Here is a 26,245-nt window from a genome sequence, read left to right on the forward strand (position 1 = left end):
ACGGCTGGGACGCTACCGCTGGGTGGTGGAGCGCACACTGGCCTGGAAGAACCAGCTGCGCCGCCTTCGCGTCCGCGATGAGCGCAGGGACGATGTCCACTTCGGCTTCCTCGTCCTCGGCTGCTGCATCATGCTCCTACGACGCCTCTACCCTGACATTTGTTAGAGGCTGTTAACGGCGCCTGACAAGGGCGCCGCCGTGTCGGAGAGAGCGAGTGACGCACCCATCACCTCATCATCTGTGGGCCGCAGTCTGACGCCGAGAAGCACCGCGTGCCCGACACGTCAGGACAAACTCGCTGCTTCGACTTCACTTTGCATTATCTCCGTGTTGGCATGTTGCAGCATGCCAGCCGCAAGCCTCCTCCAGCGCGCCACGAGCGCCGCCGCTGTCGTCCTCGCCCTCGCTGGCTGCGGCTCGGCCACCGTTGGCGCCATCGGCAGCCCCCCATCGGCCAAATGGGTGGGCTCGCCCATCACCACGCCAGACGGCGGCCAGCTGCGGACGGTCATCTACTATGGCCCCTGGCAGTGCAGCCCCGCCTTCATGGCTCGGTGCGAGGCGAAGTGTTCAGCACAGGGACGCATCCTCATGGGCTGCATGTGGCTGGCGGACTTCCGAGGTGATTGGCAGGGACGCTACATGCTTCTCCCTGCGGAGGCTGGCGGGCGCCTCGCCATCACTCACTGCTGCTGCGACTATCCCAAGGTGGCGGACCTGGAGTGGCGACGCGATACCTGGGACAACGCCCGCGAGCGGTTCCGAAATGTCTGGAGTTCAGAGTTCGGCACGTGGCCCGCGACGCAGGGAAGGAACTGGCCCGGCCACCACATCTTCGACCTGGCTCATGGGGGGCCGCCCACGGCGTCCAACAACGTACTGCCCGTGCCGGCAAACGTGCACAAGACGTTCAACGACGAGTATCCCGCTTGCTACGCTCCGGGCGGCAAGTGGCTGACGCCCGGGCCCGCTCGCCCTTACGTGGATTGAGGGCCGCCATGTCCATGGACAGCCTCTTGGCTGAAATCTCGCAACTCCACTTCCCCCGTCCGCCCGCCACGCCCACCCAGGTGGCTGCGTTCGAGGCACGCATGGGCTGGATGCTGGACCCGGACCTACGCGCCTTCTACCTGCACTCTGACGGAGGGTCGCTCTTCAGGCCGATGCCCGACGCGAACTATTGCATCCTGTCGCTGGAGGAAATCGAGCGAGCCAGGGTCGCAATCCGGGGCCGCGACGAAGACTCAGCGGGCCCGGCCTCCCAGTACACGCTGGTGGACATGCAGGATACCAACTACGTCGTGCTCGACGTGGCCCAGCGGTCGGAGGGTCGCTACCCCCTGTTCGACGCGTTCCACGAGATATTCCCGGAGACGAAGCTCATTGCATCTTCCTTCGAAGAATTCCTGAAGAAAGCCCTCCGCAGCGGGAATCGTTCCTTCTGGTTGAATCGCAGCCCCACAGAGGGTTGAGGCGCGACGCGGTTGGGACGCAGGGCCCCTGAGGCTTCTCTCGCTTCAGGGCGAGCGGAGCACGTCACAGCGCCCGGAGGCCCCACGCGCCAGGTCCTCCGCGACGGAGCGCAGCAGGGTCGCGGTGAGCGCGGAGCGGTCGTCGGGCTCCGTCCCCGCTGAAGCGCCCTGGGTGAGCCACGTCGCCACGCGCCCGAGGCTCGCGGCCGTCACCACGTGCAACCGCACCTCCACCTGCACGATGAAGCGCTCTCCTGGCTCCGGAGGGGCATCCAGCATCCAGGCCACGCGTTCCAGCTCCAGCGTGGCCACCCCTTCCGCCAGGGGCCTTCCGTCCAGCAGGTAGCCCGTGCGCGTGAAGGCCAGCACCTGGGTGACCTGTGTGCTGTCCATGCGCGCGTCGAACCAGAGGGAGCGGCGGCGCATGAGGGTCAGCTGCACCTCCAGCTTCCCCGCCATGCCCAGCCGCACCAACCGGTCCAGCTCCGGCGACACGAAGGCGCGCGCCTCCGAGCGCACCACCACGCGCCGCCCGGTGAGCGTCGCGGCGCAGGTGGCTCGGGCCTCGTCCGCCCGGGCCGTGGACGCCAGCAGCCCCACCGACGCCGTGAGCGCCGCCTGGAGCCGCCACCGTCCGCCTGTGCCGTGCCGTGCCATGCCTCAGAAGGTCCGGACGAAGAGCAGGCGCGCCTCGGGCGTGGTCCGGGCCTTCTCATCCGTGCGCCAGGCCGCTTCCACGCGCACCGCGTCGCTGAAGTGGAAGCTGGCGCCCAGGCCGAGCCGTGGATCCGTCCAGTCGGAGGCGGCGTGCACCGAGCCCAGGTCCGCGAAGATGCCGAAGGCCTGCCAGCGGTACTCCGCGCTGCCGAGCACCGAGGCGTCGCCCCCACGGAAGTCCTTGAAGCCGAAGCCGCGCAGCGTGCTCCAGCCGCCCAGCGCCTCCTGCTTCTGCAGTGGCAGGTCCTCGCCTCCCGCGACGCGCAGGCGCACGCTCAGCCCCGAGTGCCAGTTGACGGGCAGGTCCAGCACCGCGTCACCCACCAGCTTCCAGAAGCGCGTGTCCACGCCCACCTGCTGCCCCACCTCCAGGGTGACGAGTCCGCGCAGCGCGGGCTCCCGCGTCCGGTCCCCTTCGCGCCGGAAGAGTGACGTCTCCGGCGTCCGGAAGAGCGAGCCCACGGGCGACCCTGGCTTCGCCTTGCTGTCGTACTCCGCGCGCAGCACGACGGAGTGGAAGCGCCCCTCGCTCACCGGCGCGTTGGGGAAGGCCGGCGAGTCCCGGCGGAAGAGGCTGAGCGGCGGAGTGAAGGCCTGGAGCGATTCGTAGGTGTCGTCGTGGAACTCCGCGCCCGCGAGCCACGAGCGCGCCCAGCGCCAGGTGGCGAACGCCGCGAAGCCCTTGCGGCGGAAGTAGTCCCGGTCGGGCCGGTTGATGAGGAACGAGTAGACGTAGGAGTCGATGTCCCCCAGCCGCCAGCGGTCCAACGTGTCGGTGAAGTCGTGGACCTGCGCTCCCACCTCCGCGAGCCCCAACGCGGGCACGTGCAGCTTCGCGCCGCCCAGCAGGCTGACGCGGCGCTGACGTCGCGTCCCCTCCGGGTCGTCCGGCAAGCGCTGGCCTCCCAGCCGCAGCGGGACGAAGAAGGCCGCATCCAACGTCGCGTGCACCCGGTCCTTCGGATCCCAGAAGCGCAGGTCCGCCGCGAGCCCCGGCGCGAACCCCGTCACCTGCGTGTGCACGGGCAGCAACTCCATGGACAGGTCCGGCCGGCGCGGACGCACGTGCACCACCAGCCGCCGTCCCTCCAGCGTGATGCCCTCCTCCCGTTCGTGCCGCGAGAACAGGCTCCGCCAAACGGATCCGGGCTCCTTCGGCTCGCGGTGGCGGGACGGGCGCTCCTGCTCCTGGGTGCGGTAGCGCCGCGTGCCCTGGGCCTCGCGCTCCTCGATGATCCGCACGCTCCGGCGTTCCTCGCCCAGCCCTTCACCGTCCACCGTCCGGAGGAATGGCAGCTGCGACTCCAGGCGCTCCACGGCGCGGCGGGCGTCGCTGCGCAGGAAGACATCGCCCGGTGCCAGGCCCAGCGCCTCGCGCACCCGCGCCGCCATCTCCGGCTCCACGCCCGGCACGTCCACGGCCTCCAGCCGGCCCTCGTCCACCGTCACCACCAACGCGCCTTCGTGGGACAGCGTGGCGGACAGCGTGGCCAGCAGATAGCCGTCATCGTCCCGCAGGTCCTTCAGCGCGCGCTCCAGCGCGGCGTCCAGCCCGCCCAGGACGATGCCGGGGCGGAACTTCCCGCGCTCCAGGCGCGCGAACAACTCGCGGGGCGGGTGGAGCGGCGGGCACGGGTTGATGACGGACAGCGTCGCGGTGCGGCCGTGGATTCGCACCGTGGCGACGACCTCCCCGTGTTCGTGCTCGTCGTCGTCCTCGTCTTCGTCACCGTCCTGGTAGGAGCCGGGGGGCTGCGGGAACAGGGCTTCCAGCCACTCGTCGGGAGGAAGGTCCTGGAGCCCCTGGACATCCACCGACGTGACGGCGGGGTGCTCCTCCAGCGTGACCTCCAGCAGCGCGGGCCCCTGCTCGCTGACGCGCAGGCGGGGCTCCACGTGGGCGAAGAGGCCCGTTCGCGCCAACCGGCGCAGCAGGGTCTGCACGTCGTCGGGTGACATCGGGGGCGTGGGCCCGGCGGCGGGGGCGCCCACGAGCGAGCGCACCTGTGCGTCCGTCAGGTGCCGGAGCCCCACGAGTTCGAGGGCCGTCGGCGCCAGTCCCTTGCCGTCGACGTCCAGCCGCAGCGGCGCGAGGACCGAGGCGGTGTCGGAGTCCTCGTCGTCGTCAAAGCCGCCGGGGCATACCTCACGCCGCGAAGAGGCCCTCCCGTCCGAAGCATCCCCGTCCGGAGAGCCATCGTCCGAGGCACCCACCCGCGGAGACCCATGGTCCGGACCGTCGTCATCCGGACCGTCATCATCCCCAGGCGTTTCAACCTGGGAGTGTGTCCTCGTGCCGGAGGGCGCCGTGAGCGCGCCGGCATCAGGTGGGAGCGTGCCCGCATCCCTCGCGGGTTGCGCGAAGGCTGCGAGCGAGACGAAGCAGAGGCAGAGCACGATGCGATTCATGCGGGGGTGCAGGAGCATGCGCCGTTCCAGGTGGAGGGCTCCGGCAAGTGCCTGGAAGGACGAGGATCCGCCGAGCGCATCGATGTCATGGACACATCCGGATGTCACGGCGGGGATGTGCCCGTGACATCGCCCGGGTCCATGGGGCGTGTCATGGCGAGACAGGCAGGCCCAGCGCCTTGATGCGCCGGTAGAGGTTCCCCCGGTCCACCTGGAGGAGGCGCGCGGCCCCCGCGATGCTCTCCCCTTCCCGGAGCGCGGCGCGGATGAGCTCTCTTTCGAAGTCCTCCACGTGCTCGCGGTAGCTCTTGTCGCCCAGCGTCGCACGGGGCGCGGCCGGGGTGCCCGCCGGAGCCGTCACCGCGTCCGCGCGAAGCTCCAACGGACCATCGCCCCGCAGCAGGTTCAGCCGCTCGATGACGTTGCGCAGCTCGCGCACGTTGCCCGGCCAGGGATAGGCGCGCAGCGCGGCCTCCGCGCCAGGGGCCAGCACGAGCGTCGCACGGGGACCGGCGAACTCCGCGGCGAAGACGCGGGCCAGGGGCAACAGGTCCTCGGGGCGCTCGCGCAGCGGCGGGACGTGCAGCGGCAACACGTTGAGACGGAAGAAGAGGTCCTGCCGGAAGCGCCCCTCCTTCACCGCGCGGGTGAGATCCTGATGCGTGGCCGCGAGGATGCGCACGTCCACCGGCACCGGCAGCGTGCCGCCCAGGCGCTCCACCTGACGGGTCTCCAGGACGCGCAGCAGCTTCGCCTGGAGCTCCAGCGGCATGTCACCCAGCTCATCCAGCAGCAGCGTGCCGCCCTGCGCCTGCTCCACCCGGCCCGTGCGCCGCGCCACCGCGCCGGAGAAGGCACCGCGCTCGTGCCCGAACAGCTCGCTCTCCAGCAGCGTCGCGGGGATGGCCGCGCAGTTGACCGCGACCAGCCGGCCCTTGCGCCCGGAGGCCTTGTGCAGCGCCTGCGCCACGCGCTCCTTGCCGGTGCCCGTCTCGCCGGTGATCAGCACCGCCGTGTCGCTCGGGCCCACTCGGGCGATGAGCTGGCGCAGCGCCTCCATGGCCGGGCTGTCCCCCACCAGGTGCCCCGGGCGGGCCAGCGCGTCCAGCAGCCGCTCCCGCTCCTCCCGCAGCGACCCCAGCGCCAGCGCGTTGCGCAGCGCCGTGACGAGTCGCTCGGCGGACGGGGGCTTCTCCACGAAGTCCGTGGCCCCCAGCTTCAGCGCCTGCACCGCCTCCGCGGGGGAGGCCTCTCCGGAGAGGACCACCACCGGCACGGCCAGCGGTTTGGGCAGGCGCGCGAGCAGCTCCAGTCCCGTCTCGCCCGGCATCCGCAGGTCCAACAGCATCAGCGCGGGAGGGGCCTCCGGCGCTTCGAGCAGGCGCGCCGCCTCCGCCGTGGAGCGGGCCTCCACGGTGGTGAAGCCCTCGTCGCCCAGCAGCCCTCGCAGGGCCCGGATGACGCCGGGATCATCATCGACGACGAGGATGCGGGGGCTTGGCTTCATGAAGTCACCTGGGAGCTGGGAGGCACCGGGGGCAGCGCCACGTGCGCCAGCGTCCCTCCGCTCGCGCCCGGCTCCAGCCGCAAGGTGCCGCCATGCTCGTGGACGATCTTCTGGGCGATGGGCAGCCCCAGTCCACTGCCGCCGGGCTTGGTGCTGAACAGCCCCCGGGTGAGGACCGCGCCCTCCAGCACGCCCGGGACGCCACGGCCACCGTCGTTCACGGTGACGTGCACGGCGCCGTCCGCCTGCGCGCGCAGGGCCACCCGCACGGGCGGCGTGTCCGGCCCGGAGGCCTCGGCGGCGTTCTTCACCAGGTTGCCGAAGAGGCGGCGCAGCCCATCCGGATCCGCGCGCAGCTGGACCTCCGGACCGGGCTCCAGCTCCACGGGCACCGGCGAGGTGCCCGCGTACAGGGCGCAGACCTCGGCCAGCAGGGCGCGCAGCCCCACGTCCTGGAAGCGCGGGGCCGGCAGGCGCGCGAAGGTGGAGAAGCTCTGCGTCATGCGCATGAGCAGGTCCACCTCCTCCTGGAGGAGTGCCACCGCTTCGGCGAGGCGCGTCGGGTCCGGCGGGGTGCTGTCATCCTGGCGGGACAGACGCGCGAGCGAGAGCTTCATTGCGGTGAGGGGGTTCTTCAGCTCGTGGGCGAGCGCGCGGGCCACGTCCTGCCAGGCCGCGATCTGCTCGGCCGCCTTGAGGCGCTCGCGCTGGCCCAGCAGCTCCTGGCCCATGCGGTTGAACTGCCCCAGCAGGTACTGGAGCTCGTCGCGCGGCGGCTCCGGCACGGACAAGCGGACGGCCAGGTCGCCCCGGGAGTAGGCCCGCATCCCGTCGATGAGGGTGCCCACGGGGCGCGTGAGGACGCGGCCGAGCAGCGCCGCGGCCACGGCCAGCACGAGACCGGACACCAACCCCAACCCGGCGATGAAGACGGGCACGCGGCGCACCAGCGCCCGCCGCGCCAGCTCCGCCTGCGCGAGGTTCAACCGCGCATCGTCGAGCGTGCCCTGCGGCAGTCCGCGCCGCTCCAGGTCCGCGGACACGCCATCGAGCACGCCCTCCACCGGGGCGATGGACACGGAGAGCACGCGCTCCAGCACGCCCTGCGCCAGCGCGCCCAGCAGCACCAGCGGAATGAGGCCCGTGAGCAGCATCACCGCCAACAAGCGCCGCCGGAAGCGGGGCGGAGGCGGCGGAGGACCCATGGACGGAGCGCGGCGCATGATCCGCTGTTCATACCGCAGGCACCCGCAAAGTTCTTGCGACCGTCCTCGCGAGACAACTACATACGCGCCGCGATTCCAAACATGAGGGGGTTTCACATGTATCGAAAGAACGTTCTTCGCGGCCTGCTCGCGCTGGGCCTGCTGACGGCGCTGAGCGCCCAGGCCGAGACGCTGTTCGCGCAGGCCAACTTCCTGCTCAACAAGCGTCAGCTCTCCCTGGTGAACTACCGCGGCAAGGGCACGCTGCTTCCCGTCGGCACGAAGATCGAGGTGCTGGACCGCGACGACGATGAGATCACCTGCAAGGTGCTCGACCCCTCCCAGGCCGAGTTCCGGGTCGTGACCCACCGGAGCCTGGGCAAGCCGCTCGCGGTGCTGTTCACCGGGTTCTTCGCCCCCACGGATCCCGCGACGCGCATCGCCGCGCTCTCGCCGGAAGACCAGAAGCAGGTGAAGTCGGGAGAGCTGGCCAGGGGCATGTCCCGGGAAGCGGTGCTGCTGACCATCGGGCCGCCGCCGCCGCACCGCACCCCGTCGCTCCAGGGCAACCGCTGGACCTACTGGAGCTCCAAGTTCGCCACCTTCGAGGTCGCGTTCGACGCCGACGGCAAGGTCGTGTCGTTCGGCGATGAGCCCCCCGTGGCCGCGCCCGCGCCCGCCCCGGTGCAGAAGGTCCTCTATTACGCGACCGCGAACCTCCACTTCGAGGAAGGGACGGTGTCCTGGGTGAACTACCTCAAGGGCCCCATCCTCCCGTTCAACACCCAGGTCGAGGTGCTGGACAAGGGCTCCTCCCAGGTGAAGTTCAAGGCCGTGGACTCGGGCATGGAGTTCTCCTTCGAGAACGACTCCCGTTCGGGCGCGGACACGTGGAAGTTGTTCCAGGCCGCGTTCGCCGCCGAGGACCAGGCCGCGAAGCTCGCGGCGCTGTCGCCAGAGGACCGCAAGAAGGTCGAGGCCTCGGAAGTGGAGCCCGGCATGTCGCGCGAGGCCGTGCGCATGGCGTGGGGTCCCCCGCCTCCCCATGAGACGCCGTCCTTCGCCTCCAGCACCTGGACCTACTGGAAGGGCAAGATGACCAAGGTGAAGGTGAAGTTCGACAAGAACGACAAGGTCGCTTCCGTCGAATAGCGCAGGGCCTGCGTGATGATTTCACGCGCCTCGGATAAAGGGGCGCGTGAGAGGCATGGGATTGCCGGCACGTCCGCTTGAAGCCAGGGGGAAGGGCTGCTCACCTCCGACGACACGCTGCAGGTCGCGCGTCCACCCGGGCTTCCAACCGTCCGGAGGGCAGGCGGCCATCCGTGACTCCCCGCCCCCAGGCTGCCATTCCGCGAGGGAGGACCGAACCTTCTGACAGGAGGTGACGGCACCATGGCGGACAGCCCCATCGAGAAGCAGCACCAGCACGAGCGGGAACAGGAGCGGGAGCGGCTGCGCGCGGAGGAAGAGAAGGACCTGGAGGTGGAGTCCCACCGTGGGCCCCGGCCGCTGGAAGGCTTCGCAGGCGGGCACACCACGTGGACGGGCGCGCAGGACGATGAGGCCGCCGCCCGCGTGCACGCCGGTGACGCGGAAGCGTCGTGGGAGGCCAGCGAGCGTCAGGCCCGGCTGGAGCCCGAGCCCCACGCGGTTGACGACGAGGATTGAGCCCGGGGGGCCCCGCGTGCCCGTTGGCTGCAGGGCGGAGCCCGTTGGCTGCACCGGCCCGCCGGGACTTCCGGGCGAGGAGGTAGCATCGGCTCCCCGTGGACGCCTCCCCTTCCCTCGCGCGCCGCCTGCCCCGGCTCATGCTCATGTGGGCCCTGCCGGGCGTCATCACTTCAATCCACGTCTATTTCTCTTCGCAGGCCAGGGACCCCAACTACCCCTTGAGCCGGGCGCTGCTGATGCAGTTGCCGCCGTGGCAGTACTGGGCCTTCGCCACCCCGATCATCCTCGCGCTCGGACGGCGCTATCGGCTGGAGCGGGACGGCTGGCCCCGGAGCCTCGCGGTGCACCTGACGGCGCATGCCGCGCTGCTCGTTCCCCACGTCATCCTTGTCTATTTCGTGTCGCGGGCCGCGAAGGAGCCGTGGTTCCTGCAGAACTCCCTGGGCCAGGTGCTGCCGCTCCTGGTGTTCAAGTACTTCGTCACGGACCTGCTCGTGTACGGCGGCATCCTCGCCGTCGGCCACGCAATCGAATACCACCGCCGCTACCGCGAGGGGGAGCTGGCCCAGGCCCAACTGGAGACGCGGCTGGCCCACGCGAGGCTTGACGCCCTGCGCGCCCAGCTCCACCCCCACTTCCTCTTCAACACGCTCAACGCCATCTCCGTCCTGGTGCGCAAGCAGGACACCGTCGGCTCCATCCGCATGCTCACCGGCGTGAGCGAGCTGTTGCGCATGGCCCTCAACACCAGCGGCCGCCAGCACGTCCCGCTCCACGAGGACCTCGACTTCCTGGAGCGCTACCTCGACATCGAGCAGACCCGCTTCCCGGATCGGCTCCAGGTGGTCCGCGCCATCGACCCCGCCACGCTCGGCGCGCTCGTGCCGCACCTCATCCTCCAGCCGCTGGTGGAGAACGCCCTCAAGCACGGTCTCGCCACGCGCTCCGGCGCCGGACGCGTGGAGCTGCGCGCCTCGCGGGACGGGGCACGGCTGCTGCTGGAGGTGCTCGACGACGGGCCCGGCCTTTCTCCCGGCTGGGACACCCGCGACGGCTGCATCGGCGTGGCCAACGTGCGCGCGCGCCTGCACCAGCTCTACGGCGACCGCCACGCCTTCACGCTGGAGAACCGCGCAGGGGGCGGCGTGCACGCGCGCCTGGAGCTGCCCTTCGAGTCCGCTTCGCTGGAGAAGGCCGCGTCATGAATGCGTCCGCGTGCATCCGCACGCTCGTCGTGGATGACGAGCCCCTGGCCCGAGAGGGCCTGTGCCTGCTGCTCGCCCGCGACCCGGAGGTCCGCGTGGTGGGCGAGGCGGGCAATGGGCCGGAGGCCGTGCGGCTCATCCGCGAGCAGCGGCCCGACCTGGTGCTGCTGGATGTGCAGATGCCCGAACTCAACGGCTTCGAGGTGCTGGCCCACCTGGCCCCCGCGGAGGTCCCGGCCGTCATCTTCGTCACCGCGTATGATCGCTATGCGCTGCGCGCCTTCGACATCCACGCGCTGGACTACCTGCTCAAGCCCTTTGGCGACGAGCGCTTCCACGACGCCGTCGGCCGCGCCAAGGCGCAGATCCGCCTGACGCGCATGTCGGACTTGAGCCAGCGGCTGATGTCGGTGCTCTCGACCTACGGTGAGCGCGATGGCGTGCCCGCCCCGCCACCTCCGCCCGCGCCCGAGCCGTGGGTGCGCCGGCTCGCCATCCGTGACACGGGCCGCGTGGTGTTCCTGGACGTGGACGAAATCGAATACATCGAGGCCGCCGACTACTACGTGCAGATCCACGCGGGCGGGAAGGCGTACCTCCACCGCGAGTCGATGCAGAGCCTGGAGGCGCGCCTGGATCCGGGGTGCTTCATGCGCATCCACCGCTCGGCCATCGTCAATTCGCGCCGCATCCGGGAGCTGCGCAGCGAGGGCCGCAGGGAGCTCATCGTCGTGCTCACCGGCGGCGCGGAGCTGCGGGTCGCGCGAAGCCACCGCGAGAAGTTCCAGCACCTGCGCTGAACCCCGGGCCCGCTCGCCGCACGCCCGCCGCCCCTGAGTCCTACTTGTTGGCCCGGACCTTCTTGACGAGGACGGGCTTCGCCGGGGTCGCCTTCGCGGGGGCCGCCTTCGCGGGGGCTGCCTTCGCGATGGCGGGGTTGCGCCGGGCGGACAGCTCCGGAATCAGCAGCAGCTCGATGCGGCGGTTGCGAGCGCGTCCCTGGGGCGAGGCATTGGCCCCCAGGGGCCGCGTGTCGCCGTAGCCGGCCGCGAGCATGCGCTTCGCGGGCACGCCGCCCTTGTCCTGGAGGAAGCGCACCACGTTGACGGCGCGCGCGACGGACAGCTCCCAGTTGGTGGGAAAGGTGGCCTGGAGCTTCTGGGAAGGGGGTGAGTCGTCGGTGTGCCCCGACACCTGGATGCGCTTGTCATCCACCTTGGACAGGACGCCGCCCAGCCGGGTGAGGACCTCCTGGCCGCGCGCGCTGATGCTGGCGTCCCCTGAATCGAAGAGGACCTTGTCGACGAGGTCCACCTGGATGCGGCCCTCGTTCTGCGTCAGGCGGACGGCGCCCTCGGCGATCTCCTTCTTCATCTTGTCCTGGAGGTCCTCGTAGGTGGCCTTGAGCCGGGCCAGCTCCGCCTCCTGCTCCTGCACCGTCTGGCTGAGCTGGGCCTTCTCGGTGTTGAGCTGATCCTTCTCCGTGGTCAGCTTCTCGCGCTCGGCCTCCAGCGCGGCCAGCTTCGTCTCCAGCAACTGCTTCGCGGCCTCGGCGTCGCTGGCCCGGGTGGCCGCCGCCGTCGCCGCCGCGTCAGCCAGCGTCGAGCTGCGATGCGACAGGTAGAGCACCGTGCCCGCGAGCACCGCCACCAGCGCCGTCACCAGCCAGGGGACCCAGGCCCTTCCGCGTTCCGTTTCCATGTCGCGACCTCCGGGTTGGAATGGACGACAGGCACGCTAGCGGCATCCGACAGGTGCACCGCAAGGCGACCCGGGTGCGTGCAGGTGTCTGGAGGTGCATTGTTGAACCCGGGGCGCACGGGACGGCGGTGCCCCATCGCGGGCCTCCGCCGTCCCGTGCGCCCCCTGCGTCAGGCGTCGGTGCCGCGAGTGCCCTTGCGCCGGCGCAGCGTCCAGCCCAGCGTCAGCAGGGACCAGAACGGCCACGCCTCCGGCGTCAGCGCCGCGCTGCAGCCAGAGCCGGAGTCGTCCGTGTCCTCGGCGGGCGGTTGCGGCTTCGCGGCCGGCTCCACCTTCACCTGGAAGGTGCACCGGGCCTCGTTCCCCGTGGCGTCCTTCGCCGTGACGCTGACCGTGGTGTCCCCCACCGGGAAGCGCGTGCCGGAGGCCTGGCTGTAGGTGGGAGCGACGGTCTCCCCGCGCTCGTCGGCGACGGTGGTCGCGGCGTAGGTGACGTCCGCGCCGTCCGCGCCGCTGGCCCGTGCCGTCACGTTGGCCGGACAGGTGAGGACCGGCGCCGTCGTGTCCGGCGCCGTCGGCGTGAAGTCCAGCGAGAGGCTCCAGGGCTCGCGGCCATGCGTCTCATCCGCGGCGAAGAAGAAGAGCCGGTCGCCCAGGCGCGCCAGGTTGGTGGGGTCCGAGGAGAGCGGGCCGGGCAGCACGTCCACCCAACGGGAGGTGCCCGCCGCCGTGCCGTCCGTGCGCCACAGCTCCGCGCCGTGCCCGGGCTCCGCCGCCGAGAAGAGCACGATGCCCCGATCCTCGAGGGACAGCGGCGCGAGGAAGGACGTGCCGTCCGCCACGAAGAAGCGCATGCCGGACTCGGCGCCGGGCCAGATGTCCGCCAGCCGCGAGGTGCCCTCCGGCGTGCCGTTCGTCACCCACGGCTCCATCCCGTGCGTGCCATCGTTGGCGGTGAAGAACACGGTGGTGCCCAGCTTCAGGAAATGGCGGGGGTTGCTGCTGCCGGTGCCCGGGTGGAGGTCCACGAGCATCCGCGTGCCCGCCGCCGTCCCGTCGCTGACCCACGGCTCCCAGCCATTCGCCGCGTTGCTCGACGCGAAGTAGAGCCGCCCGTTCACCCACGCGAGCGCGTCCAGGCCGCCGAACGTCTGGGGGACCAGTTGCACGGTGCCCTCCGGCGTTCCGTCCGTCTTCCAGAGGCGGGCCGGGTCGCCCGCGGCCTCTTCTTGGTGGAGCTCCGTCAGCGCGAAGAAGGCGACGCCGTTGGCGACCGCGATGTCGTTGACCCAGGTGGAGCTGACGCCCGTCCCCTTCACGAAGGTCTTGAGCACCCGCGTGCCCCCGGTCGTGCCATCCGTGACCCACAGGACTTCATCGCCGTCCGCGTTCTTGGCGGCGAAGAGCACCCGGTCCCCCAGCTTCGTGAAGGTATGCGCCTCGTTCAGCACGGCCTCCGGGTCGGAGAGCGCAACGGGCACGGTGCCCGCCTCCGTCCCATCGCTCTTCCAGAGCTGCATGGATTCATAGCTGCCCGCGGTGAAGAGGAGCCCCCCGCCCACCTCGATGAGGTTGCGCGGGTCGCTCCCGTCCTCGCCGGGGACCAGGTCCTTCACCCGCGCCGTGCCCGCCGCGGTGCCGTCCGTCCGCCAGAGCTCCGCGCCGTGCGTGGTGTCCTCCAGCCCGAAGAACAACCAGGTGCCCACCCTCTGGGTGGCGAACGCTTCCGCGAAGAGGTCCGCCCGGGTGTTGGCGAAGGTGGTGACCCGGGAGGTCCCGGCGGACGTCCCGTCGCTCTTCCAGAGGGAGAGCAGCTGCCCGTCCTCGGAGGCCAGGAAGTAGAGGTGGCCCGCCAGCTCCCCCACGTTGGAGAGGGACGCCATGGACGACCGCGTCGCGCCCGCCTTCAGCGGCTCCAGGAGGCGCGTCCCCGCGACGGTGCCATCGGTGCGCCACACCTGCGTCCCGCCTGAAAGCGGCTCGACGTGGAAGAGGAGCGAGTCTCCCAGGCTCACCGGGTCGAGCGAACTCGGGGCGTAGTCCCCGGTGTAGCCCTCCCACGTCTTCAGCGCCGTGGTGCCGGCGGGGGTGCCATCCGTCTTGTACAGGCCGAGCACGCCCGCCTGGGGCGTGGCCTGGAAGTAGAGGTGGCCCTCCCAGGACTCGAAGTTGGAGGGCTGCGAGTCCCCCGCCCCGGGCCACAGGTCCGCCACGCGCGTGGCGGCGCCGGGCGTGCCATCGCTCATCCACAGCTCCTCGCCCGCGACGGCGTCGTACGCGACGAAGAAGAGCCGGCTGCCCACGACCTGGAGTCCGTACGAGTTCCAGCGGCTGAAGCGCTGCACCTCCCCGGTGCCCGCCGTCGTCCCATCACTCTTCCAGAGCGCGCGGTCCGTGGAGAGGTACAGGGTGCTTTCCACGGCGGTGAGCAGGTTGATGCGGTCCTGGAACTCCGGGAACGCGTACACGACGGTCGTGCCCTCCGGGGTGCCATCGCTCCTCCAGAGCTGATCCATGGCGAGGCCCCCGACGAAGAAGGCGCTCTGCCCCATCCGCGTGAAGCGCCAGGTCTGGCCGTCCGCTTCTCCCGGGATGAGGTCCTTGACGGGGACGGTGCCCTCGGGCGTGCCGTCCGTCTTCCACAGCTCCATGCCGGTGGCGGGGTCGTTGCCCATGAAGAGCGCGACGCCGTCGAGCGCCACGCCGAGCGCGGTGATCCCGGAGAATGCGTAGCCGAACCCATCCACCCTGGGCGGGAAGCGCTTGAGCTCCCGGGTCCCCGCCACCGTGCCATCCGTCTTCCACAGCGCGCTGCCGAAGGAGAAGAGGACGCCGGAGCCGAACGGAAGGATGGTGCCGCGCCGCTCGTCTGAGTCATCTCCCGAGCCCTCGAACTCCTGGAGGAGGAGGGTTCCAGGCGTGGTGCCATCCGTCTTCCACAGGCCCGTCCTGCCCAGGAAGCTCCGCGCCGTGAAGAAGTAGGCCGCGTTGCCCACGGCGGTGAGCTCCGTGGGTCCCTGGACGCTGGAGAGCATCCCCGGCGTCAGGTCCTGGATGAGGGTGGTGCCCGCGGAGGTGCCGTCGCTGCGCCACAGGTCCCATCCCGTCAGGGGATCCTCGAGCACCATCACGGCGGTGCCATTCGCCAGGGTGACGGCGCCTCCGCCAGACCCGGAGCCGCTGGTGAGGATGCGCGGAAAGGGGCTCGGTCGGGTGTTCACGTCCCGCAGCAGCTCGGGTCCCGTGGCCAGCGCCAGCGGGCGCGAAGCGGGCGCGTTCGGGTGGGATGCGGCAGCGGCCTCCACGGAGGGAGAACCGCAGCCAAGCAGGGGCACCAGGACGAGCCAACGGGCTCCCCGGAAGACAGATGGGTGGGTCACGGAGAATCGCCTCCAAGGACACACATGCTCCGAAAATCGGAATGCATGCGGCACAGGCACGGCAGCAGGTCAGACGCGCGAGCGAGGAAAGATTGAGTCCGGGAGGCTCCCTGAACGAATGACGCCACGGGAACACGCCATCCGCGCGCACAGGGAAAACAGTTTTGACTGTTTTATCAGGACCACCATACTGGTTCACCTTCCCCCCTTGCTCGGAGGTCTTCGCATGAAACAATCCCCCCGTATCCTGGCCCTGGCGGTCGTGGGCGCCCTGTCGGCGCTCGCTTCCGGCTGCGGCCCTGACGCCGCGCCCGTGGACACGTCCCCCGTGGGCTCCGCTTCCCAGGAGCTCGCGTGCAGCACGCGCATCACCTACGGCGACCGGTGGATCCGTCCCTCGGGCCACCCGGCGCAGTATGACGTCGCGGCGGACCTGGTGACGTGGGACGGCGCCTGCATCAACGAGGGCACCAATTCCTACGCGGTGCTCTCCAATGGCTGGCGGCCGTACTTCACCGGCAACAACGCGTGTGTCCTCGCGCTCGACACGGATTGCGCCGGGGCCGCCGCGTGCGCGACGCGCGTCACCTACGGGGCGGCGTGGCTGCGCCCTGCGAACCACCCGGCGCAGTACGACGATGTTGGCGGACGCGTGTATTGGGACCGGGCGTGCACGAATGCGTCCCCCAATTCCTACACCGTGTTGTCGAACGGCTGGGCGCCGTACTTCAGCGGCTCGAACGCGTGTGGCATGTCATTCCGCTACACGGGCTGTGGCGGGCTGTACCAGAACCCGGTGGTCCCCGTGGACTGCGCGGACCCGGGCGTCATCCATGATGGGACGCGGTATGTCGCCGCCTGCACGTCCGGCGGTGCCGCCAGCGCCTTCCCGCTGCGCACGTCCACGGACCTGGTGAACTGGACGGGCGCGGGCTCCATCTTCCCGTCCGGGACGCGGCCCTCGTGGGCGACGGGCGACTTCTGGGCGCCGGAGCTCCACAAGGTGGGAACGCGCTTCATCGCGTACTACACGGCGCGGCACTCGGACGGACGTCTGTCCATTGGCGCGGCCACGTCGGCCAGCGCGCTCGGGCCGTTCACCGACCTGGGCCGGCCCCTGGTGCACGACGCGGGCATGGGGATGATTGACGCGACCTTCTTCAAGGACACCGCCGGTACGCCGTTCCTCGTGTGGAAGGCGGACGGCAACGCGGTGGGGCAGCCCACGCCCATCTACGGCCAGCAGCTGGCGGCGGACGGCCTGTCGCTGGTGGGCACGCGCCGCACGCTCATCACCAACAACCTGGGGTGGGAGGGCGGCGTCGTGGAGGCGCCGTGGGTCGTCGCGCGCGACGGCTACTACTACCTCTTCTACAGCGGCAACGCGTACTACGACAGCAGGTACGCCGTGGGCGTGGCGCGGGCCACCAGCCCGCTGGGCCCGTACACGAAGCTCGGCGCGCCCATCCTCGCGACGGGTGGCGGCTGGGTGGGGCCGGGGCACAACTCCGTCGTCACCGGGCCTCGCGGTGACACGTTCATGGTCTATCACGCCTGGAACAGCGCCCACACCGCGCGGGTGATGCTCGTGGATGCCATCACCTGGTCCAACGGCTGGCCCGCGGTCCCCGAGGGTCCGTCGGCGGGCTCCCGGCCCCTGCCGTAGCGCGACGTGCATGACCTGGCCGGCTCCCGTGAGAGGGAGCCGGCTGGCCTCAGACATCGCCGAGGGAAACAAGCAGGCTGTCGCCTTCACCCTCTCCGGAGTCCAAGTCGTCCAGTGGGATCCTTTTCGTCTTGGGAGCGACGTCGTACCCCGTCACGATGTTGCCCAGCGCCTTCAGGGCCCGCTTGAGTGCATCCAGGATTTCCTCGCGGCTCAGCTCCTCCAGGTCGATGTCCTTTCCGGCGAACTGCGTCCAGGTGCCGAGTCTCCCTTCAAAGACGATGTTGTCGGCTCCCTTCACCTCGATGGGCAAGGTCGAATCTGGGACGCGCATGATGTGGTCGGTGACCACCTTCCGATTGAGTCCTCCAAAGTCGGCGTAGAGGGCCGCACGAAGGAACTCCTCGACCGTGTTCTGCACGGGAGCGGGACCGCTGCGTTTCACCTGTTGATACGCCGGGCTGAAGACGCTTGTCAGCCGCATTTTCCCCTTTGCAAACCAGCGCTGGGAGAGGGTCTCGAGATCCATGTCGCCCAGGACCTTGCGGTCCGTGTCGCTCAAGCGCTCGCGGAGGTCCAGGAGGTCGAAGCGCGGCAGGAAGAGGAAGCGGTTCTTTCCCGCCCCGATGTGATGTTCGAACGTCAGCCGGTGCAGGACCAGGAACAGATACGCCAGCAGCCGGGGGTGTTCGCGGCCGAATCGATGGGGCAAAGACAGGTTGAAGATGCTCGCGACGACTTGCATCTCGGCGTCGCCATGCCTGGGTTCCAATAGCGCATCGAAGGGGTGCTCCTTCTTGACAAGACATTCGCCCAGGTAGTCCAGGTTCGTGGAGAAGTTCACCTGGATGCAGTCATCCGAGATGAACTTGCCAGCGGGCGCAAGCGTGGCGGCCCGGACTTCCGCCACCCGTTGATCCTCCGAGGGCCAGCAGCAGCAGAAGAGGCTCTGCCAGTAAGGGACCTCCGAGGCACCCATGCGTTCGTCGACGTCCTTGGAAATCCGCTTGGGGGAGACCTTGAGCAGCGTGTGCTGGGTCTGCCTCACGAAGGACTCGATGGATTCCATCCTCTTGATGCCCGACAGGGCCTCGACGAGCGCCACGAGCTGCTTGACCTGGACCTTCCATTTGGGGGCGGAGTCGTAGGGGTTGAGGTTGACGTTGGAGACAAGCTCCAAGGTCGACGAACCGCCCATCGTGCCTGTCTCGATGACCGCGTTCACGCCAGGCTTGACCTGGGTCTTGAACAACGTCACGCCTTTGTACAATCCGTCGAAGACTTTTCCGGACTGGGTTCTTACATTGACATTCAACTCGACTTCGAATCCCAGTGACATGCCGATGCGTCTCCGTGAACAGCCGATCCGTATCCGTGGAATGACCAGGATACACGGCCGGGAGGACGCGATGCGATATTGCGAAGGCCCGCGGCAACGACAGTGCATTCGGGAGGGCCGCGCCTTCCGCGGTGGGGAAGTGCTCTCCCACCGCGGTGAGCGCATCAAACGCCCCGTTACTCGGTGATGGTGAAGGCCACCGGGATGCTCTGGGCGGTGGAGTTGTGGCCCACCAGCGTGACCGTCGCGTCGTAGGTGCCCGGGGGAAGCTTGCCCTGGACGATGATGTGGAAGCGCTCCACCTTCCCCGTCTCCATCCAGATGGGGAAGGCACGGGGACAGGTGGAGAACAGACACCCGAGCGCCTCCCCCAGCGCGATGAACGGCGACAGGGGCGCCAGGCCAATGGCCAGGAAGGGCGCGCTGATGCCTGACTGCCCCACGTTCGCCCAGAGCGAATCCAGGTAGCTCTCCACCTGATCCAACGGGACGCTGACCGCCTCCTTGCCGGTGCCCGTCACCTCGAGCTTGGAGAGCACGGCATCCCCGTGGAGGGTCTTCTCCCGGAACACCACGGGGATCAGCGCGCGCTGGTTCTTCTTCACCGTGACGGGCGTCGTGTCATAGGCCAGCTCCACGTCGGCCGGCAGGAGCATGGCCCCCTGTTGCGTCACCCCCTGGGTGAGCTGGAAGGAGCCCTGGCTCTTCACGTTGCCGGGGCGGAGCGTCACCTGGGCCTGCGTGCCCTTGATCATGCTGGGAGGCTGACCGGAGGCCGAAAGCTCCGGCGAGCTGAGGGCGCCGGCATTCACCTCGCCGCCGAGCGCGAACGCGGGGCTCTGGACGGTGCTCGTCGCCACCTGGATGACGGACTTCGCATCCCAGTACAGCCGCTCCGCGGAGCCCACCGTCACGCTGCCCGTGATGGGCGTGTTGCCCGTGGGGGTGATGAGCAGGCCCCGGGTGAAGCCCGTGAGCGTGAGGTTGCTGGCGTGGATGACGGCCGCGTCGGAGAAGAACAGGGACTTGTCCGTGCCGCTCCAGTCCTCGGGGAAGGTGGCGGTGGGGTTGGAGTCGCTGGTGGTGTCCCGGGTGGTCAGCCCGACCACGGAGTTCGCGGTGGCGGAGCCGACTTCGACGCTGCCCAGCGTGCCGGCGGTGAACTGGATCTGCGTCCCCTCCAGCACCAGCAGCCCCGTCTGCGCGCCGACCTGCGCGTTGGTCAGGAAGAGGCAGCGCTGGTTGTTGGGGAACATGGGCGCGGGCACCAGCACGCCAGGCGCGTCCACCTGGGTCTGGCCTCTCGTGGTCAGGACGATGGAGCTGCCCGACAGGTCCACGGTGGAGGCGATGCCGGTGGGCTTGTCCTTCACGGCCCGCTTCCAGCGGGACTCCAGCGAGTCGAGCGACTCTCCCGCCCTCCGACTCTCGATGTCATCCGCCTGCGGGGGGCCGTCATCCGCGTCGTCGCCACAGCCGAAGGACAGGAAGACCGCGGCGCACGCCACGGCCAGGGATTTGTTCGGGACTCGCACGGTGTCTCCAGCGTGGCAGGGGTTGCTTCCATGCTGTCTTGTCAGCTGCCGGTCTCTTTGGATCCCACCCAGGGCGCAATCGCGTGCGCGATGTGCGCGACCGTGCCACCTGAACCTTGCCGCACCGGGCCATGGCCGGCCTGCGAGTCCTGCGGACGGACGCCCGCCCACGGTTGGCGGCACCCTCCCCCATGGTCATGGTGAAAAGGAGGGCGTGATGACACCGGACACGAGCACGGCCGAGCTGCGCGAATTCATCGGTGAGCTCCGGGCCGTGGACAACCACACCCATGCGAACACGACCGTGCCCGGCGACACGGAGTTCGACGCGCTTTCGTTGGAGGTGCTGGGGGACTTCCCGCTCCCCGTGACCTTGCAGCCGGAGAGCCCCGTTTGGGTGGCCGCGTATCAAGCCCTCTATGGATACCCCCACGATGAGCTGCTGAGCGACGAGCACTGGCTCGTGCTGCGGGCCACCATGCGGGCCATCGCCGAGCAGCACGGAGAGAGATTCCCCGAGTGGGTGCTGGACCGCGTGGGGACGGAGGTGATGCTCACGAACCGGGTGGCGATGGGACCGGGCCTTTCGCCGCCGCGCTTCCGCTGGGTGTCCTTCGTGGATGCACTGATGTTTCCGCTCTCCACGCGCGCGGAAGCCGCCAGGACGCCGGATCGCCTCAAGCTGTATCCGCAGGAGGTGTCGCTCCTGCGGCGCTACCTGGCGGAGCTGAAGGTCGCGGAGCTGCCGGGGACACTGGAGGCGTACCTGCGGACCGTGGTGACGCCCACGCTGGAGCGTCACAAGCTGGCGGACTGCGTCGCGGTGAAGTTCGAGGCGGCCCTGCTCCGCTCCCTGGACTTCGCCGACGTCCCCGCCCAGACCGCGGCCGCCGTGTACTCGCGCTACGTCGGCGGTGGAGAGCCGTCCCATGCCGAGTACAAGGCGCTCCAGGACTTCCTGTTCCGGGAGATTTCACGCGAGGCCGGCCGCCTGGGGATGGCGGTCCACCTCCACGCGTTCGAGGGCCCGGGCGCGTACTACGAGACCGCCGGAGCCGACCCGCTGCTGCTGGAGCCGACGTTCAATGATCCGACGCTGCGCCACACCCGCTTCGTCCTCGTGCACGGCGGTGGCGTCTTCGCGGCCCATGCGCGCGCGATGATGTGGAAGCCAAACGTTTACGTGGACACGTCCGCGATGGCGCTGCTCTACACGCCCCAGGCGCTGGCCGCGATACTCAGGGACTGGTTGCGCCAGTTCCCCGACAAGGTGCTCTTCGGGACCGACGCCGCGTCCTTCGGGCCGGACACCGGCTGGGAGCTGGCCGCCTGGATTGGAACGAGCCAGACGCGAACCGCGCTGGCGATGGCACTCGGCGACATGGTTCGCGGTGGGGAAGTGAGCCGCATCCGCGCCGAGGAGATCGCGACGATGGTGATGCGCACGAATGCCGGGGAACTCTACGGCCTGTCCCTTGGCACCGGGAGCATGCTCCGCGAGCCGTGGGCGCAGGAGCCAAGTCACCACCAGCCTCCGTGAACCAGCCGTTTCGGCCCCGGCCTCCCCTGTAACAACCTCGGGATTCTCCAGCGCGCCCGTGCTCTCATCCGCGAGCACCGGGTGCAAGGCCCGCGCTTGCTCAAACAACAGGGGACTGAAGATGCCTTCCAGCCGTCCGACGAAGATTGCGGTGATTGGCAGTGGGCTCATGGGAAGCGCTCTGGCGCGGGCCTTCGCCGCGGCGGGGCACGAGGTCGCGGTCTGGAACAGGACGCCAGCCAAGGCCAGGGCCGTGGGCGGTGGCACCCTCGCGTTCGAGAACCTGGGCGAGGCCGTCTCCGGACGGGACCTCGTGGTCGTCTCGCTGTCCAACTACGCCGCCTTCTCCGAGCTGGTCTCCTCGACGAGCGTCGCGGCCGCGCTCGCCGGGACGACGCTCGTCCAGATCACCAGCGGCTCCCCCGCGGACGCGCGAGGAGGGCTGGAGTGGGCGAAGGCTCACGGCGTGGACTACCTGGATGCCGCGATCCTCGCCTACCCGGCCTTCGTGGCCACCGACTACGCCACGGTCTTCTACGCCGGGTCGAAAGCCACCTTCGACCGGCACGCGGAGACCCTCCAGGCGATCGCCAGGAACTCCGTCTTCGTCGACGAGAAGATCGGCTCCGCCGCGACGCTCGACTGCGCCATCCTGGAGGCCTACTACGGAGGCACCCTGGCGGTCCTCCACGCCGCGGCGATGTGCAAGGCAGAAGGGCTCGATCCGAAGGCCTTCTTCGCCCAGAAGAACTCCTTCCTCGGCCTGATCTCCGTCACCGCCGACGCCGCGCAGGGGATGATCGACCGCAACGACTTCTCGGGTGATCAGTGCAGTCTCAACACCCACGTCGCGGCCATCGAGCACATCGTCCGGCTGAGCACGGACGCCCGCATCAGCGCGCGCTTCCCCAAGGAGCTGCTCGAGAACTACCGGCGGGCCCTCGGCGCGGGCCTGGGTGAAAAGGAATTGCCCGCCGTGTTCAGCACCCTGAAGCAGGACTGATCCCGACCGTCCCCGCGATTGCCGAGGCCCCCTTGCGTGCAAGGGGGCCCTGCCGCGCTCCCAGTCAGCGCTTGGGGGAGACGTTCTTCTGGAAGTCCCCCATCATGTTTCCTGGGGCCTCGTAATTACAGACCACATACGTTTCGTACAACCTGGAGCCCTTCCCCTGGGCGACGGCACAGCCCACCTTGGTGGTGCCCTTCCAGACCAGCTGCGTGAAGTGGCCGGTGGCCTTGGAGGAGGAACCGCTCTTGAAGTCGTACAGCTTCATCTCGTCGTACCAGGCCTTGACGGCGGCAGCCGCGATGGCGGCCGCCTCCGCCTTCGTCGAGCTCCCGGCCCAATAGAGGTTCTCACCGTATCCGTGGACGAGTCCCCGGTGGGCCTCGCCGAGACCTTCGGACGTCGAGACCTCTCTCGCGCGGCCCTTCGCGAAGGCCACGAGCGCTGGATCCACCTCCAGCCTGGGAGCGTCGTGGCGCGAGCGGTAGCCATTGTGCGCATTCAGCAAGATCGCCTGGATTTCATGGGTCGTCGCGTCAGGGAAGGGTTCGCGCGCGAGTGCACTGGGAGCGGTGAGCAGCAGCAGGGTGAACAGGACTCGATGGGTGCGCATGGTCGGCGACCCTATCCCACCGGGTCGCCCCAGGGACCGGCAAGGTTTGCCGGCCGGAGCTGCCCACGACTGGCGGGGCTTGCCGTGAAAAGCCCTGCCGCGCGGGGGAATGCGGGCGGGAGGAGCGTGGCACGTGCCTTGAAATGGGTCCCTGCATGCTCATCAAGAGCACGTCAAACCCAGACAAGGAGAAACACACAATGCTCACGAACTTCATCAAGGCGCTCTCGCTGTCCGCGATGGTGGCGGTTCCCCTGGCTGCGTGCGGCGGCATGGAGGAGCAGCAGCCCGAGCTCCAGGATGAGACCGCGATCGGGCAGCGGGAAGACGCCTTCTCGGGCAACTGGAACTACTCGTGGGGGGATACCCAGACGAGCTCCGTGGACATCGGCACCTCCGTCAACCGGACCTGCTTCCTGTCGGGCATCGGCGGGCACATGCGGCCCGTGGGCGCCTTCCTCTACTCCGGCGGCACGTACCCGGCGATGGCCGGCGTGCGCAAGAACGCCAGCGGCAACTACGAGCTCTTCGTCCAGCCCGCGGCGGGAAAGCACCTCATCGCCTTCGCGCGCTGCGTGAACACCTCGGCGAACCGCCTGGAGGTCGACTGGAGCACGGGGCAGCAGGCCACCTCCGGTGACAAGGTGATTGGCCCCGCCAATGGCACCCGCCAGTGCTTCCTGCAGCAGGTGAAGAACCTCGCCGTCGACATCAAGGACAGCAGCGGCGACATCACCGGGTACGGGTGGGCGTTCGACGATCAGGCGAACCCGGACGAGGCCCGGGTCTTCAACGATGGCTCCTACTGGAAGCTCGTGGCCAAGCCCGGCACCCACTCCTATCCGGTGAACTACCACGTCACGGCCGTGTGCCTGGACGCGACCCAGGACCTGGGCAACTGGAACTGGAAGGCGGGCAACCCGGGCACGGCGCAGATCAACCTCACCAACACGGCCGGCGCGACCTGCGGCGTCACGGGCGTCCGGGGGAGCTTCCAGGCCACCCTCGGAGACTGGGCTGACGCGGTCTCCATCAGCACCACCGGCAGCCAGTTCCAGTTGGACCTGGCCAATGGCAAGCGCGGCTGGGCCGGCTGCATGCAGTAGGGCCTTGCCCACGAACGGCCCCCCGGACTTCAACAGTCCGGGGGGGTTCCCCTCAGCGCTTCCGCGTCATGACGCCGCCCTGCTCCAGCAGCTCGAAGAGGTCCACGAGCGCCTCCACGGGAAAGACGTGGCCGTACTCGGCATAGGCCGCGTCGCGGATGTCCGCCACGGAGCGCCCGCCGTCGGCGTAGCTCGCGAGGGCTTCGGCCAGTTGGTAGAAGCGCAGCTCGCCCTCCCCGCGCTCGCGCAGGGCCGTGGCCGCCGCGGTCAGCGCGGCCTGCACCGCGTCCACCCGGGGCTTTGCCTCGGGGGTCGCACGGCGCTCCACGTCGTCGAACGAGGCAAGCTCCTGGCCCTTCACGCGACGCGGAACGAAGGCCCGCGCCCGACGTTCGGCCTCGCTGGGAGCAGGCTCCTTCAACGACACCCCGCGCGCCTTGGCCTCCACCTCCACGCGCTTCAGGGCCTGCGTCTCCGCGGTCTCCAGCGCCCGGGCCATGGCCTGCACCGGCGCGGCGGGCGCCCCCAGGGGCACGCAGGAGCTCAGTGCGTCGCGCTCGCGCTGGTAGGCGGCGCGCACCACGGCGCGGGCCAGACGGGCGGTGCCGGGCAGTTGCGCGACGGGCGTCGCGGCCAGGTCGCGGCGGGCCCGGAACTCGTCCTCCGCCACGCGCCGCACGCCGTGCACCGACACCAGGCGCGCCAGCTCCAGGGCGCCCGTGCCTTCGGCCCAGGCGGCGACGGTGATGCTCGCCAGGCCCGCGAAGGCGGCGCGGTGCAACTGGGTGGGATCCACGTTCTCCGGCCGGTCGCCGCTGGTGTGGTAGCCGTCGTCAGGCCAGGTGGAGAAGGCCACGCCGGGGATGCCGTGGTCGTTGAAGAGCTGGTGGTCCGAGCCCCGGCTGTAGCGATCCATGTGGGCATCCAGCGGATCCTGCGAGCCGGTGACCGAGCCGATGCGGAAGTCCTTCCTCGGCGGGTAGGCCACCCCGTTGAAGCGGTTCATGAAGGCCACCGTGGACTCGGACACGGCGTTCACGAAGCTGCCATTCCAGTCCGGCGTGTAGGACACCAGGAAGCGCGAGTGGGCGCGGGTCATGCTGGCGCCGAGCATGTCGAAGTTGAACTGGGCCACCCGCCGCACCGGATCCGCACCGTGGAGGGAGAACCATTCGCGGGTGCCCTCGAACTCCGGCAGCCACAGCACGCGCAAGGTGCGCACCGGAGGCGGCAGCACGCCCCGGCGGATGAGCGTGGTGTACGTGCGCACCAGCTCCAGCAGGGTGGCCGCCCCTGATGCGTTGTCGTCGGCCCCGGGCTTGTAGTGGTCCAGGTGCGCGGTGAGGACGACCTCTTCTCCAGCGCGGGTGCCGGGGATGACGCCACTGACGATGCTGAGATGTCCGGTGGGCGCTTCCGAGGCGACGCTCACGTCCACCTTCACCGGGCCCTCCCGCAGTTGGGCCCGCAGCTCGCGCCCCTGCCGGTCCGAGACCATGAACAGGAAGGGCGGGCGCTGCCCCTGCGGCAGCAGCGCATTCGGGACATGGGCCCAGCCCACCTGATCCGGGAAGTCACCATCCATGCGGTGGGGGGCGTTCCAGGGCGGCGTCGAATAGGAAGACACCACGCCCACCGCGCCGAGCTTCGCCACCGCGGTGCGCAGCGTGGCCGTGGGATGGCCACGGGTGAGCGCCACCCTGCCCTTCAGGTCCTTGCCCGCGTACTCCGCATCCTGGGTGCCCGTGCCCACGTCGACCAGCTCCAGGCCCGTGCCCTCGAAGCTGCCACTGCCGCTCGCCAGGGACATGGGCAGGTCCGCGTAGGACGTGACCCGGTAACGGTGGGGACCGGCCACCCACAGCTCGCCCCGGGTGGCGCGCCACTGGGGGCCATCCTTCATCGCCTCCAGGTGCACGTCCTGAAGCCCCGCGGCCTGGGCGGCGGCCAGCGTCCATCCGGCCGCCTCGGCGTAGCCGTCCTGGGCGTCCCGGGCGAGGAGCGACAGCCGCTGCACGCCGTCGTGGATGCGGTCGCCCGAGCTCTCCTGGATGAGGGCGTGCACCACGTCGTCCCGCAACACCAGACCGGTGGTGGGCGACACGGGTCCCAGCGGGGACGTGGGCGGCTGGGCGGCGGCGCCGAGCGCGGCGAGCACCACGAGGACGG

20 protein-coding genes and 1 pseudogene are annotated in these 26,245 nt (G+C 69.8%); 11 read left to right on the forward strand and 10 right to left on the reverse strand.

Features of this window, described 5'->3' with window-relative positions:
- The 3 genes and pseudogenes from D7X74_RS44280 to D7X74_RS19185 all read left to right on the forward strand — a co-directional run.
- A pseudogene (locus D7X74_RS44280) lies at positions 1-166 on the forward strand (IS5/IS1182 family transposase); the annotation flags it as partial.
- Between the two features lie 180 nt (positions 167-346).
- Complete coding sequence (locus D7X74_RS19180) at positions 347-991, forward strand: hypothetical protein (RefSeq protein WP_120534420.1); 645 nt, start codon at positions 347-349, stop codon at positions 989-991.
- 8 nt (positions 992-999) lie between these two features.
- Entirely contained in the window at positions 1,000-1,473 is a 474-nt protein-coding gene (locus tag D7X74_RS19185) for an SMI1/KNR4 family protein (protein ID WP_120534421.1), read from the forward strand.
- Between the two features lie 45 nt (positions 1,474-1,518).
- On the opposite strand, the gene D7X74_RS19190 is transcribed toward D7X74_RS19185, so the two are convergent.
- The 4 genes from D7X74_RS19190 to D7X74_RS19205 all read right to left on the reverse strand — a co-directional run bounded on the left by D7X74_RS19190 (position 1,519) and on the right by D7X74_RS19205 (position 7,329).
- On the reverse strand, positions 1,519-2,130 hold the full coding sequence (locus D7X74_RS19190) for a hypothetical protein (protein WP_120534422.1): 612 nt from the start codon (positions 2,128-2,130) through the stop codon (positions 1,519-1,521).
- A 3-nt stretch (positions 2,131-2,133) separates the two neighbouring features.
- A complete protein-coding gene (locus D7X74_RS19195) occupies positions 2,134-4,617 on the reverse strand; it encodes an outer membrane protein assembly factor (RefSeq protein ID WP_233602164.1) in 2,484 nt (827 codons plus the stop codon).
- A gap of 133 nt (positions 4,618-4,750) precedes the next feature.
- Positions 4,751-6,106 (reverse strand): sigma-54 dependent transcriptional regulator, encoded by a 1,356-nt coding sequence (locus D7X74_RS19200; protein ID WP_120534423.1) that lies wholly within the window; start codon positions 6,104-6,106, stop codon positions 4,751-4,753.
- Positions 6,103-7,329: an ATP-binding protein gene (locus D7X74_RS19205; protein WP_233602165.1), complete on the reverse strand. Its 1,227-nt coding sequence runs from the start codon at positions 7,327-7,329 to the stop codon at positions 6,103-6,105. Before D7X74_RS19205 ends, D7X74_RS19200 begins: the two co-directional genes overlap by 4 nt.
- A 99-nt stretch (positions 7,330-7,428) precedes the next feature.
- On the opposite strand from D7X74_RS19205, the gene D7X74_RS19210 reads away from it, so the two are divergent.
- From D7X74_RS19210 to D7X74_RS19225, 4 genes are all read left to right on the forward strand, one after another.
- The gene (locus D7X74_RS19210; RefSeq protein WP_120534424.1) at positions 7,429-8,463 is read left to right on the forward strand and encodes an outer membrane protein assembly factor BamE; all 1,035 of its coding nucleotides are present in this window, start codon (positions 7,429-7,431) and stop codon (positions 8,461-8,463) included.
- Positions 8,464-8,706: 243 nt separating this feature from the next.
- Positions 8,707-8,982 (forward strand): hypothetical protein, encoded by a 276-nt coding sequence (locus D7X74_RS19215; protein ID WP_120534425.1) that lies wholly within the window; start codon positions 8,707-8,709, stop codon positions 8,980-8,982.
- Positions 8,983-9,080: 98 nt separating this feature from the next.
- A complete protein-coding gene (locus tag D7X74_RS19220; protein WP_120534426.1) occupies positions 9,081-10,190 on the forward strand; it encodes a sensor histidine kinase in 1,110 nt (369 codons plus the stop codon).
- Complete coding sequence (locus D7X74_RS19225; protein WP_120534427.1) at positions 10,187-10,990, forward strand: LytTR family DNA-binding domain-containing protein; 804 nt, start codon at positions 10,187-10,189, stop codon at positions 10,988-10,990. Before D7X74_RS19220 ends, D7X74_RS19225 begins: the two co-directional genes overlap by 4 nt.
- Before the next feature lie 40 nt (positions 10,991-11,030).
- On the opposite strand, the gene D7X74_RS19230 is transcribed toward D7X74_RS19225, so the two are convergent.
- Complete coding sequence (locus tag D7X74_RS19230; protein ID WP_120534428.1) at positions 11,031-11,891, reverse strand: flagellar motor protein MotB; 861 nt, start codon at positions 11,889-11,891, stop codon at positions 11,031-11,033.
- A 170-nt stretch (positions 11,892-12,061) separates the two neighbouring features.
- The gene (locus D7X74_RS19235) at positions 12,062-15,271 is read right to left on the reverse strand and encodes an ELWxxDGT repeat protein (RefSeq protein ID WP_147446618.1); all 3,210 of its coding nucleotides are present in this window, start codon (positions 15,269-15,271) and stop codon (positions 12,062-12,064) included.
- Positions 15,272-15,497: 226 nt separating this feature from the next.
- Here D7X74_RS19235 and D7X74_RS19240 point away from each other — a divergent pair, with 226 nt between their 5' ends.
- Positions 15,498-16,937, forward strand: a complete 1,440-nt coding sequence (locus D7X74_RS19240; protein WP_120534430.1) for a glycoside hydrolase family 43 protein — start codon at positions 15,498-15,500, stop codon at positions 16,935-16,937.
- 49 nt (positions 16,938-16,986) lie between these two features.
- Here D7X74_RS19240 and D7X74_RS19245 read toward each other — a convergent pair whose 3' ends face one another.
- Positions 16,987-18,276, reverse strand: coding sequence for a hypothetical protein (locus tag D7X74_RS19245; protein ID WP_147446619.1), 1,290 nt, complete (start codon positions 18,274-18,276; stop codon positions 16,987-16,989).
- A gap of 176 nt (positions 18,277-18,452) precedes the next feature.
- Positions 18,453-19,811 carry a hypothetical protein gene (locus D7X74_RS19250; protein WP_120534432.1) on the reverse strand — a complete coding sequence of 453 codons (1,359 nt, stop codon included), beginning with the start codon at positions 19,809-19,811 and terminating at the stop codon, positions 18,453-18,455.
- A 217-nt stretch (positions 19,812-20,028) separates the two neighbouring features.
- Here D7X74_RS19250 and D7X74_RS19255 point away from each other — a divergent pair, with 217 nt between their 5' ends.
- Together D7X74_RS19255 and D7X74_RS19260 are read left to right on the forward strand one after the other, a co-directional pair.
- Complete coding sequence (locus D7X74_RS19255; protein ID WP_158620336.1) at positions 20,029-21,351, forward strand: amidohydrolase family protein; 1,323 nt, start codon at positions 20,029-20,031, stop codon at positions 21,349-21,351.
- Positions 21,260-22,354 (forward strand): NAD(P)-dependent oxidoreductase, encoded by a 1,095-nt coding sequence (locus tag D7X74_RS19260; protein ID WP_255424442.1) that lies wholly within the window; start codon positions 21,260-21,262, stop codon positions 22,352-22,354. The genes D7X74_RS19255 and D7X74_RS19260 overlap by 92 nt, the downstream gene beginning before the upstream one ends.
- A gap of 64 nt (positions 22,355-22,418) precedes the next feature.
- Here D7X74_RS19260 and D7X74_RS19265 read toward each other — a convergent pair whose 3' ends face one another.
- Entirely contained in the window at positions 22,419-22,970 is a 552-nt protein-coding gene (locus tag D7X74_RS19265; RefSeq protein ID WP_120534435.1) for a CAP family protein, read from the reverse strand.
- 200 nt (positions 22,971-23,170) lie between these two features.
- Between D7X74_RS19265 and D7X74_RS19270 the strand changes: the two genes are divergently transcribed.
- Complete coding sequence (locus tag D7X74_RS19270; protein WP_120534436.1) at positions 23,171-24,076, forward strand: hypothetical protein; 906 nt, start codon at positions 23,171-23,173, stop codon at positions 24,074-24,076.
- Positions 24,077-24,128: 52 nt separating this feature from the next.
- On the opposite strand, the gene D7X74_RS19275 is transcribed toward D7X74_RS19270, so the two are convergent.
- Positions 24,129-26,237 carry a M28 family peptidase gene (locus tag D7X74_RS19275; RefSeq protein WP_120534437.1) on the reverse strand — a complete coding sequence of 703 codons (2,109 nt, stop codon included), beginning with the start codon at positions 26,235-26,237 and terminating at the stop codon, positions 24,129-24,131.
- Between the last annotated feature and the right edge of the window lie 8 nt (positions 26,238-26,245).

Source organism: Corallococcus sp. CA047B, assembly GCF_003612065.1.
GTDB lineage: Bacteria > Myxococcota > Myxococcia > Myxococcales > Myxococcaceae > Corallococcus > Corallococcus praedator.

Coding starts and splice junctions, on each gene's coding strand:
- D7X74_RS19180 (WP_120534420.1), top strand. CDS start 347: ATGCCAGCCGCAAGCCTCCTCCAGCGCGCCACGAGCGCCGCCGCTGTC.
- D7X74_RS19185 (WP_120534421.1), top strand. CDS start 1,000: ATGTCCATGGACAGCCTCTTGGCTGAAATCTCGCAACTCCACTTCCCC.
- D7X74_RS19190 (WP_120534422.1), bottom strand. CDS start 2,130: ATGGCACGGCACGGCACAGGCGGACGGTGGCGGCTCCAGGCGGCGCTC.
- D7X74_RS19195 (WP_233602164.1), bottom strand. CDS start 4,617: ATGCTCCTGCACCCCCGCATGAATCGCATCGTGCTCTGCCTCTGCTTC.
- D7X74_RS19200 (WP_120534423.1), bottom strand. CDS start 6,106: ATGAAGCCAAGCCCCCGCATCCTCGTCGTCGATGATGATCCCGGCGTC.
- D7X74_RS19205 (WP_233602165.1), bottom strand. CDS start 7,329: ATGCGCCGCGCTCCGTCCATGGGTCCTCCGCCGCCTCCGCCCCGCTTC.
- D7X74_RS19210 (WP_120534424.1), top strand. CDS start 7,429: ATGTATCGAAAGAACGTTCTTCGCGGCCTGCTCGCGCTGGGCCTGCTG.
- D7X74_RS19215 (WP_120534425.1), top strand. CDS start 8,707: ATGGCGGACAGCCCCATCGAGAAGCAGCACCAGCACGAGCGGGAACAG.
- D7X74_RS19225 (WP_120534427.1), top strand. CDS start 10,187: ATGAATGCGTCCGCGTGCATCCGCACGCTCGTCGTGGATGACGAGCCC.
- D7X74_RS19230 (WP_120534428.1), bottom strand. CDS start 11,891: ATGGAAACGGAACGCGGAAGGGCCTGGGTCCCCTGGCTGGTGACGGCG.
- D7X74_RS19240 (WP_120534430.1), top strand. CDS start 15,498: ATGAAACAATCCCCCCGTATCCTGGCCCTGGCGGTCGTGGGCGCCCTG.
- D7X74_RS19245 (WP_147446619.1), bottom strand. CDS start 18,276: ATGTCACTGGGATTCGAAGTCGAGTTGAATGTCAATGTAAGAACCCAG.
- D7X74_RS19255 (WP_158620336.1), top strand. CDS start 20,029: ATGACACCGGACACGAGCACGGCCGAGCTGCGCGAATTCATCGGTGAG.
- D7X74_RS19260 (WP_255424442.1), top strand. CDS start 21,260: ATGCCGGGGAACTCTACGGCCTGTCCCTTGGCACCGGGAGCATGCTCC.
- D7X74_RS19265 (WP_120534435.1), bottom strand. CDS start 22,970: ATGCGCACCCATCGAGTCCTGTTCACCCTGCTGCTGCTCACCGCTCCC.
- D7X74_RS19270 (WP_120534436.1), top strand. CDS start 23,171: ATGCTCACGAACTTCATCAAGGCGCTCTCGCTGTCCGCGATGGTGGCG.